The following is a 9,021-nucleotide window of genomic DNA, read 5'->3' as shown; positions in this document are numbered from 1 at the left end:
TAATAATTTGAGATTGAAAGACGATGGATATTGTTAAAAGTAAAGCAGCAACTATAAAGAAATTTAATAAAAGCACTAAACCAACTATAGTTTTAATGACGAGGTGGCACGCTACGTATAGATGTAAAAGTCGTTTATCAAAAGATATAGGGGCCTTTAAGGCAGCAAAGATCCAAGAAAAACTAACTAATCACACAATCAATGTAGCCAAAGGAATTCAAAAAAAAGGCCTCGCAGAAATAAAAGTTGCCATCGATGGAATTGGTCTGAAAGCCGCAAGAAAATGGGCCTTATTAAATAAAGTCAAAACAATAGCAATTCAAGGGCATGGGAATCTAGGAACAAAAATGAAAAGACAGTTTTTAAAAACTCATTCTGAAAACAATATTTCTCACAAAAATAGAAATCCTATCTTATTAATTGGAACGGATTTACCATCAATTTCGCATTTTGAATTAATTCAAGCCATCCATATACTTAATGAGAAAGAAATGGTTTTAGGCCCTTCAAGCGACGGCGGATATTGGCTTATAGGATTATCTCATAAACTTTTAAATCCTTTATGTTCCTGGCCATTTTCTGGTATAAGTTGGGGAACAGATAAAGTCCTCCAACAAACAATTCAATTAGCATCCTCAAATAAAATCAATTATCAACTTCTTCAAACTAAAAATGATTTGGATAATATTATGGATTTGTCGCCATGGCTAGATTACAAAAGTTTCCTACTCTCAGCGTCATCATACCAACTTTAAATGAAGCAATTCACCTACCTCTTCTCATCGCTGATTTAAATGCCTGGTCATATGATTTTGAATTAATCATAGTGGATGGAGGAAGCACAGATTTAACTGTTTCAATTGCAAATATACAAAGACTAAATGTTATTAAAAGCCCCAAAAAGAATAGAGGGTATCAATTAAAAATCGGGGCTTCAAATGCAACTGGAGAGTGGCTTTTATTTCTTCATGCTGATAGCAGATTAGATTCGACTTGGGCAAAAAGCATATATAAAATAATACAAAATAAAACATCAGAAAAGTTTGCATGGTATTTCGACTTTAAAATAAAAAAACATAATATAGAGTTCAGATTATTAGAATTAGCTGTAGCGTTAAGAAGTCAATTCTTAAAACGACCTTATGGAGATCAAGGTTTACTAATACATAAAGATCTATATTTAAATTCAGGTGAGTACTCTGCTTTAAAAATAATGGAAGATATAGATTTTATAACAAGAATTACTAAAAGGTCCAAAGTACTGCGTATCAGAGAAAATATATATACAGATGACATAAAGTGGTCTAATTCGAATATAATTGATCGTGCAATTAAAAACGCTAAATTAAGAAAAAAGTGGCGCCAGGGGCATGATATTGATGACCTATCCAAAGAATACAATTCATAATTTTTTAAACTGAGCTAAATACTTAATTTGAATACCAAAATGCACATTTGTTACCTTTTGGTTCTAAAGTCCAACCTTGCCTTTTATAAAAAGTAATCACATCGGAATCAGCAAACAAAGTAACCCTACTAATACCTTCTCTTTTTAAACATCTCATCAAATATGACATAAGTTGTTTTCCTAGCCCATAACCTTGATAAACAGGGTTAATTGCTACATCCCATATTGTTGCATCAATAAATCCATCTCCTGTGCATCTTGCGAAACCAATCAATCTTGGGAATTTAGGATCATGTTGCCATAGACCAACCTTAAGCAAGCTATTGTCTAGTGCTCGTTTCACCCTCCTTAGTGGTCTTCTGCCCCAACCAACCGCTTGAAGAAGTTGCTCAAGTTCAATTAAATCAAAAGATTTTGAATTACTAAAAACGAAAAGAGATGTATTATCTTGATTAAAGTATTGAAGAGCTTGTTGTCCGTATATATCTTTTAATGTTTCATCCGAAAGAATATTTTCATTTCTCCATCCTGGCATGCCTATTTTTTTTGATCCTAAATTAATCATAAATTAATACTATTTAGATGGTTGTTAGACCTTTTTCTTGCAAATCAGAAAGTTGAGAATAAAGTCCGCCTAAAGCTCTCAATTCTTCATGAGTACCTTGTTCAATTAGGGTTCCTTTTCTGATTACGAGTATTCGATCAGAAGCTTCTATTGTCGCTAATCTATGAGCAATTACAAGCGCTGTCCTTTTCTCTAACAATCTATCAAGATCTCTTTGCAATGTCGCTTCAGTTGATGGGTCCATAAAAGCAGTTGCTTCATCCATGATTAATACTTTTGGATCTCTTATTGCAACTCGTGCAATAGATAAAAGCTGCCTTTCACCTGAAGAAAGATTCCCTCCTCTTTCTCGTATATAAGTATCTAATCCATTTGGCAACTTTCTCAATAAATTATTTAGGCCTAAATCACTACATATATTTTTTAAGCGTTGATTATCTATTGAAGAGTCTAAACGAAGATTATCTGCAACATTTCCGCTAAATAGGAAAGTATCTTGAAGAACAACTCCCAATTGTTTCCTTAAGGAATCGATAGGTATGTTTTTAATATTTTGACCATCAATATAAATATTTCCCCTTTGAGGTTCATAAAGTCTACATAATAATCTAATTAAAGTTGTTTTCCCTGAACCAGTTGGGCCTACAAGAGCAACATGCTCACCAGGTTTAATTATGAAACTTAAATCATTTATTATTGGTTCATCTTCTCTGTAAAAAAAGCTTACGTTTTCAAATAAGACTTCCCCACAAACAATTTTGCTTGAATTTATTAATTTTTTATTTTCTGCTTTAGGGTTGATTTGATCATAAATCTCAATTTTTTTCTCAAGCAATTCACTTATCCTCTCAACTGCTGTTAAGCCTCCCTGTATTTGCGTAAATCTCTCTGCCAACTGCCTTAATGGTTCAAATAGCCTTTGTGAATAAAGAATAAATGTAGTGAGAGTTCCTAATCCCATTGTTCCTGCCGTAACCATGTAACCTCCAAGAGAAATAACTAAAGCGACTGCTGCCAATGAGACCCATTCAATAAATGCAGAAATACTACTATCGTAAAAGATGGTTCCGTTTACAGCATTTTTATAATTAGTTCCTGTTTTAGAAAAGTTTTGACCGTTTAATGATTGTCTTCTAAACATTTGAACAACTTCGAGGCCTTGAAGATTTTCCTGAAAGTTTGCATTCAATTGGGAAAGTTCTTCTCTAACTTTATAATTTTGTTTTCTATAACGTTTTTGTAACCATAGTATAAATAACGTTACAGGTATTTGAACTATCAAAAGTAGAATACCTAACCTCCATTCAATTAAAATCATAGTTACTGATATAACTATAAGACTTACAAAGTCAGCTAAAACACCTACAGCTCCACTACCAAAAACTTCTGACAATGCATCAACATCACTAGTTAACCTTGTAAGCAATTTACCAACAGGCATTTTGTCATGAAAGCGCAACGACAATGACATGGAATGAGAAAACAAATCATTCCTAATGCGCGCAGTCAGCCTCTGACCTACAGCCTGAATATTGTATGACTGAAATCCCTGTAATCCAAGCCTTAACAAGACAGTTATAAATAATATTACTATTATCAACCGAATTGACATTTGATTAGACAAGTTATCAAAAAAAGGTATTGTTTCTTCTCCTCTTAAAACAGAAATAGCTTGTCCTACTAGAAGAGGTTGAATTGCACCCGCTAATGCAACAGGTATTAAAATAAAAAGTATCAGAATCAAACGTTTTTTCTCTTTTTTCAAATACTTGCCAAGCTTTTTAACTCTTCGAAAATCATTTTTTGCCATCAAAATCTAGTCTGAGATTGGATTTGAAGTGAGTCAATAATTTCTTGAAGGGGTCCTTTATCAAGTCTTAGGGATAGTGGATGCCCAACCAGCCGAGCACTTGATTTAAAAAGTTCTTCAATTTCTATAAGACCATTATCTCTAAGAGTACGACCAGTCGCGACCAAATCAACGATTGCTTCAGCCATACCTGTTATAGGACCAAGTTCAACTGATCCACTCAGATGTACCAACTGAACGGGCAAATCAATTTGATCAAAAAATTTCTTAGAGCAATTAGTAAATTTACTTGCCACCCGGCAGTTTGGAGGCAAATCAGAAGCACTCAAATAACCACTGCTCGATTTAACTGCAACAGACATATGACACTCTCCAAAACCAAGGTCTACTAAATTAGATACTTGCAATTTCTGCTCTTGTAGTACATCAAAACCGACTATTCCTAGTTGCGCCTGGCCATAAGATACATAGACAGGAACATCACTGTTTCGAACCAAAAGAGCTTTCGCTCGGCCACAAACTGAAGGAACCATTAATTGCCTATTGCTATCTTCTAAAACAGCTGAGAAGTCAAGTCCAACGTCAGAGAACATTGAGACTGATTCTTTCAATAAGGCACCTTTAGCTAAAGCAACAGTAAACATGTCAAAAACTATTGGGGTGGACTTTAACTATTCCATTTACTAGATAAACAATGCTAGAGAAAAAAAGCGAGTTCACTATTTACCCAATCACTGTCTTACAGGACAATATCGTATGGGTATGGGTCCACAATTGCAATGCAGTGGTAGTAGATCCTTCCATCTCTGGCCCAGTAGAAAAATGGCTGTCAGAAAAAGACCTAACATTAAAAGCTATTCTTCAAACTCATCATCATGATGACCATATTGGTGGGACACAAAAGTTAATTAAACGATGGCCGGATGCAAATGTAATTGCTTCGAAAAAAGAACTTAAAAGAATCCCTTTTCAAACTTTTTCAGTGGATGATAATGATATTTTTCGTTTAATGGATAGTGAGATTAAAGTTATTGAAGTAAATGGACACACTAACAACCATATAGCTTTTTATATATCAAAAGCAACCAGTAAGTATAATATATTATTTCCTGGAGATACCTTATTTGGTGGAGGTTGTGGGCGTCTACTAGAAGGAACTCCTACTCAAATGTTTCAAAGTTTATATAAACTAAATTCCCTTCCAAAAAATACAAAAATATACTCAGCTCATGAATATACAGAAAACAACTTAAAGTGGGCCTTAACATTAGAACCTGAAAATATTTCTATTATTGAAAGATTAAAGCTCATTCAAAATAAACTTCAGAAAGGAATGCCTAGTCTCCCATCAACACTATCAGAAGAAAGAAAAACAAATCTATTTTTAAGAGCAGAAAATGTAGATCAATTTACAATTCTAAGGAGACACAAAGATTGTTGGAAATGTTAAATTCCAATTTGTGTATCAAATCTCTTGAATCAAGACGAATCATTCATGAAAAGTTCAGCGATAGAGCCAATCGAAACAAAATTTGCGCCTAAACCCGTTGGCCCCTACAACCAAGCTATTTTGGTAGAAAACTTTTTGTATTGCTCAGGACAAATTGCTTTAGATCCTTCAACTGGCGAAATGATCGGGAATGGAGATATAGAAGAAGAAGCCAAACAAGTTCTAAAAAATTTGATCGCAGTAGTCAAAGCAGCTGGAGGAAAAAGTTCAAACGTCATAAGAACAACCATTTACTTAACTGATTTAAATGATTTCGCAAAAGTAAATGAAATTTATGCAGAAACTTTTAGCGAAACAGTAAGCCCCGCAAGAGCTTGCGTTGAAGTATCAAATCTTCCGAAAGGAGGAAAAATCGAGATAGATTGCATAGCCTGGTTAGAAAACAAGAAGTAAAAACAACATTGTGACTAAATAGAACCTTGCCACTTTGCTAAGTGGACCCATTATTGTCTAAATTAATAATTGATTCGCATCAAATAATGTCCACTGCCAAGTTGACTATTGGCGAACTAGAAGCAGGATACCCTCTTTACTGCAAAGCACTTAGGAGGCTTTTGCAACAAGGTCGTACCTCTGATCAAATTCAAAGAACTGTTTGCTGGAGCCACTTAGAGACTCTTAATAGGTGTTTACCAGGAAGATATAAAACCCCCTCCTATCTAATGGCATTAATAAAACGAGATTTAGAGCAACCAAAAGAGGAAGATTAATTTTCTTGTTGTTTATTTAAAAAATCTATTTTACTTGCAAAATCATGATCATCTTTTGATATTTCCTCTTTCTCATTATTTTCTAGAGGCCTGATAGTTATATTTGCATAAGTTTTCCCGAAACTTATATCGGGAAAGCGATTGACCTTCTCACAAAAATCACCTAGAGCATCAAGAAAATCTCTATTTTTTTCATAAGATTTAAATTCAAATCTTTTTTCTAGAGACTCAGGTCTTTTTTTTTGCCTCCACCCTTCCATGAAAAAAACTTATCTTTTATAAAAGCTACTACATCGTGAATTGATTGAAGAAATAATTTATTAATTAAAAATTACTCAGCTTCTCCTTTTCGCTCCACTTCCTTTCAATGCTGGCTCGACCTCAACATGAGGTCGAGCAATTATATGTGCAGCAACTAACCCATCCCCTACTCGCTCACAAGCATCAGCACCTGCTCTCACGGAAGCATTTACAGCGCCAGTTTCACCACGAACCATTACTGTTACATATCCTCCACCAACAAGCTCCTTAACGATCAAATTAACTTCAGCAGCCTTAGTCATTGCATCTGCTGCTTCTATTGCTGGTACTAGTCCACGAGTTTCAATCATTCCTAAAGCAATTCCAAAATTTGAATTTGGTTCGAAACCTTTGTTTTTTCCAATTTGGGATTTGGATGATCCACCAATCCCAGAAGCATTGGAATTTTTTTTAGAAGTAGTAGTTTTTATAGTAGTAGAGGAATTTTCATTTGACGGAGACTTAATTTCAGAAGAAGTTTTTGGTTGCCCTGTTGAATTCAAAGGAGTAACATCAACAACCTGATCTTTAGGTTTAGTATTTTTATTACTACTTTTTGATCGACGATTTGAAGAGTTAGTCATAGTTTAGGAATTTATAAAATTAAGCTTTATTGAACAGTGATCAAATTATTCATCGGGTGACCAATTATCAATAATCCCACCAATAGTTAAATCAGTTTGAACATTGGGGTCTGGGCATCCCCACCTCGCCGCGGTTCCTGTTGCGGTAAAAACCCAATTACCTTCTCTAGCACCGACAGGATCAACAGCCACAAGTCTTTTCCCTTTGTTATTGCACAATATTCTTAAGTGCATGTGTCCTAGCCCTTCCACTCTCTGTGTACATACCAAGCGGCCCATAACTTGCATAATCTCCATTACTTTGCTCCTCCAGAAATCTGTTGTTGTGTCTCTGGATCCCAATGATCAATAATACCAACAATAGTTAAATCACTTGGATAAGACTTACTACCTGCAGCTTCGCGAGCGGCAGAACTTCCTACACATATAACCCAATCATCTGGTTTACATCCAACAGCATCAACAGCAACTTTTTTTGAGCTACCGTCTAATACAACCTGTAAATGCTTATGTTCAAAGCCTGGAATACGATTGGTTGAGACAAGTGGTTTGAGAACTTTACAAATGAGCATTTAGTGAGCCTCCTGAGTGACTGGATCGAGGGAAGAACCTACAACTTCTGCAGGAGCCTTTTTATCTCGATCTCGAATAGTAAGAAATGTGTGAAGTGAACCATTATCGATTAAATCTCGATAACGAGACTTAATAGCCTCATTAATTCTATGACAATCAGATAATGCTCTATTTCTAGCATGAGGGACACTACCTGAGTAATCAAAGCGAATAACAATAGGGATTGGTAAACTTCTCGAGATATTTAGACCTGTAAAAATTTTCACTCCGACGTCGAGATCAGGAGCTCCTTGTTCAACAGTCTCCAAATGAGCAAAATAAGTAAGATTCCTTAAGTGAACTTCTTTAAAACCAATACCTACACCAATAAACCTCTCAGCATGACCTGCATCTTTATAACTTCCATCGTGAAAGTTTTTTACATAATCAATTTGAGAAATATTATTTGAAATGAGTCGGGTAATAAACATAACCATATTTGGATCTGTTTCTCCAGGGCAAACACCTTTGATATTTTCTTGAATTTTTTGAAGAGCCTCTTCAGCTTTTAGAAATTGAGTCTCTTTGTATATTTCATTTGCACAAACCCATGATTTCAAATCAACTTCATTGGTTTTCGAAGGCGTATGAACTCTTATTGCATCTGTATCAGTATCAATTCCAATTAAAAGCAAATCAACAGAGGCACCACAACAAAAACTATTTTCGACTGCTTCCCTAAAATCCAATAATCGCTGTAGGCCTTCTGATGCTGCTAATTCATCATTACTACCATGAGCAGCACATCCTTGGTGTGTAGGATCAACAGAACTAAAATGATAGATTACTGATTTTAAATATCTTGTTGGCTCAGTTGCAGAATTCGGAGTTGACTCTCTATATCTACTATGTTCGGTTTTAATCCAACGATTAACTGTTTTTTCAATATTAAATAGTGCACCTGCATGAGAACGCCTCCTAACAGAGCTAAAAGGTATACGTAATGCATAAGAAATAGCATGAGCTAATCGACCATCTGCACAAGGAGTTATATCTAAAAGATGAAAGCCACATTGATAGAGAAATGACTGAAAAGATTTAGCATATTGACTATTTTCAGATCCCTCTATTGGATCTGAATTAAAAAATTCATTACTCGTTAATTGGTGTGATTGAAAAACACACCATGCAAACAAGGCACTTATATCAACACTTCCAACCCACGCCTTTTCAAGTATGTGCAGTGGTAATTCATAACCTAATTCTGAGCGACATAAATTTTGAGCTCTTTCTACAAAATTCAAATCATTTTGAAGACTAGAGACTCTTTTTAGAAGAGGGACAATATTATCAAATCGACCTTTAACCTTTTTTTCGTATTGATTTAACTTCTGATTTTCTTGAGAATTAGTTAATGGATGATCCTTGGAAAAAGAGCTAATGGTTTTTATTTCATCAGAGAAAGAATTAGTAGTCTTAATTACTTCAGAATTCAAGCCCTGGTTTTCTAGGTCGACAAATCTCTTCATAGGAGCTGTTGGCCCACGAAGAGATTTCTTGGCCAAATTACGATAGGCCATCT

Annotated in this window: 13 protein-coding genes; 5 read left to right on the top strand and 8 right to left on the bottom strand. The window is 34.9% G+C overall.

Going from position 1 to position 9,021, the window contains the following annotated elements; translation table 11 throughout:
• The first annotated feature begins 23 nt into the window (after positions 1-23).
• Positions 24-755, top strand: a complete 732-nt coding sequence (locus O5637_RS10765; RefSeq protein ID WP_269605004.1) for a TIGR04282 family arsenosugar biosynthesis glycosyltransferase — start codon at positions 24-26, stop codon at positions 753-755.
• Complete coding sequence (locus O5637_RS10760; protein WP_269605002.1) at positions 704-1,408, top strand: TIGR04283 family arsenosugar biosynthesis glycosyltransferase; 705 nt, start codon at positions 704-706, stop codon at positions 1,406-1,408. The genes O5637_RS10765 and O5637_RS10760 overlap by 52 nt, the downstream gene beginning before the upstream one ends.
• A gap of 22 nt (positions 1,409-1,430) precedes the next feature.
• On the opposite strand, the gene O5637_RS10755 is transcribed toward O5637_RS10760, so the two are convergent.
• From O5637_RS10755 to hisG, 3 genes are read right to left on the bottom strand one after another with little or no spacing between them, the layout of a single operon-like run.
• Positions 1,431-1,973, bottom strand: a complete 543-nt coding sequence (locus tag O5637_RS10755) for a GNAT family N-acetyltransferase (protein WP_269605000.1) — start codon at positions 1,971-1,973, stop codon at positions 1,431-1,433.
• 13 nt (positions 1,974-1,986) lie between these two features.
• A complete protein-coding gene (locus O5637_RS10750) occupies positions 1,987-3,783 on the bottom strand; it encodes an ABC transporter ATP-binding protein (RefSeq protein ID WP_269604998.1) in 1,797 nt (598 codons plus the stop codon).
• A complete protein-coding gene (gene hisG, locus O5637_RS10745) occupies positions 3,783-4,427 on the bottom strand; it encodes an ATP phosphoribosyltransferase (RefSeq protein WP_332299749.1) in 645 nt (214 codons plus the stop codon). Before hisG ends, O5637_RS10750 begins: the two co-directional genes overlap by 1 nt.
• A gap of 50 nt (positions 4,428-4,477) precedes the next feature.
• On the opposite strand from hisG, the gene gloB reads away from it, so the two are divergent.
• The 3 genes from gloB to O5637_RS10730 all read left to right on the top strand — a co-directional run bounded on the left by gloB (position 4,478) and on the right by O5637_RS10730 (position 6,003).
• Positions 4,478-5,233: a hydroxyacylglutathione hydrolase gene (gloB, locus tag O5637_RS10740; RefSeq protein WP_269604997.1), complete on the top strand. Its 756-nt coding sequence runs from the start codon at positions 4,478-4,480 to the stop codon at positions 5,231-5,233.
• Between the two features lie 45 nt (positions 5,234-5,278).
• Positions 5,279-5,686 (top strand): RidA family protein, encoded by a 408-nt coding sequence (locus O5637_RS10735; protein ID WP_269604995.1) that lies wholly within the window; start codon positions 5,279-5,281, stop codon positions 5,684-5,686.
• A gap of 86 nt (positions 5,687-5,772) precedes the next feature.
• Positions 5,773-6,003 (top strand): DUF3136 domain-containing protein, encoded by a 231-nt coding sequence (locus tag O5637_RS10730; protein WP_269604993.1) that lies wholly within the window; start codon positions 5,773-5,775, stop codon positions 6,001-6,003.
• Here the strand turns inward: O5637_RS10730 and O5637_RS10725 are convergent.
• The 5 genes from O5637_RS10725 to O5637_RS10705 form a co-directional block, all read right to left on the bottom strand.
• Positions 6,000-6,263, bottom strand: coding sequence for a 4a-hydroxytetrahydrobiopterin dehydratase (locus tag O5637_RS10725; RefSeq protein ID WP_269604991.1), 264 nt, complete (start codon positions 6,261-6,263; stop codon positions 6,000-6,002). The genes O5637_RS10730 and O5637_RS10725 overlap by 4 nt on opposite strands.
• 75 nt (positions 6,264-6,338) lie before the next feature.
• Positions 6,339-6,887 carry a BMC domain-containing protein gene (locus tag O5637_RS10720; protein WP_269604989.1) on the bottom strand — a complete coding sequence of 183 codons (549 nt, stop codon included), beginning with the start codon at positions 6,885-6,887 and terminating at the stop codon, positions 6,339-6,341.
• A gap of 45 nt (positions 6,888-6,932) precedes the next feature.
• Positions 6,933-7,184 (bottom strand): carboxysome peptide B, encoded by a 252-nt coding sequence (locus O5637_RS10715; RefSeq protein WP_269604987.1) that lies wholly within the window; start codon positions 7,182-7,184, stop codon positions 6,933-6,935.
• Positions 7,184-7,459, bottom strand: a complete 276-nt coding sequence (locus O5637_RS10710; protein WP_011294514.1) for a carboxysome peptide A — start codon at positions 7,457-7,459, stop codon at positions 7,184-7,186. Before O5637_RS10710 ends, O5637_RS10715 begins: the two co-directional genes overlap by 1 nt.
• Complete coding sequence (locus tag O5637_RS10705; protein ID WP_269604983.1) at positions 7,460-9,019, bottom strand: carboxysome shell carbonic anhydrase; 1,560 nt, start codon at positions 9,017-9,019, stop codon at positions 7,460-7,462.
• Positions 9,020-9,021: the final 2 nt, after the last annotated feature.

Origin of the sequence: Prochlorococcus marinus str. MIT 0917 (assembly GCF_027359575.1) — a bacterium.
In the GTDB taxonomy this organism is placed as follows: Bacteria; Cyanobacteriota; Cyanobacteriia; order PCC-6307; family Cyanobiaceae; genus Prochlorococcus_B; species Prochlorococcus_B marinus_D.
Note: the sequence above shows the minus strand (reverse complement) of the source record. Positions and strands in the feature narration are given on the sequence as shown.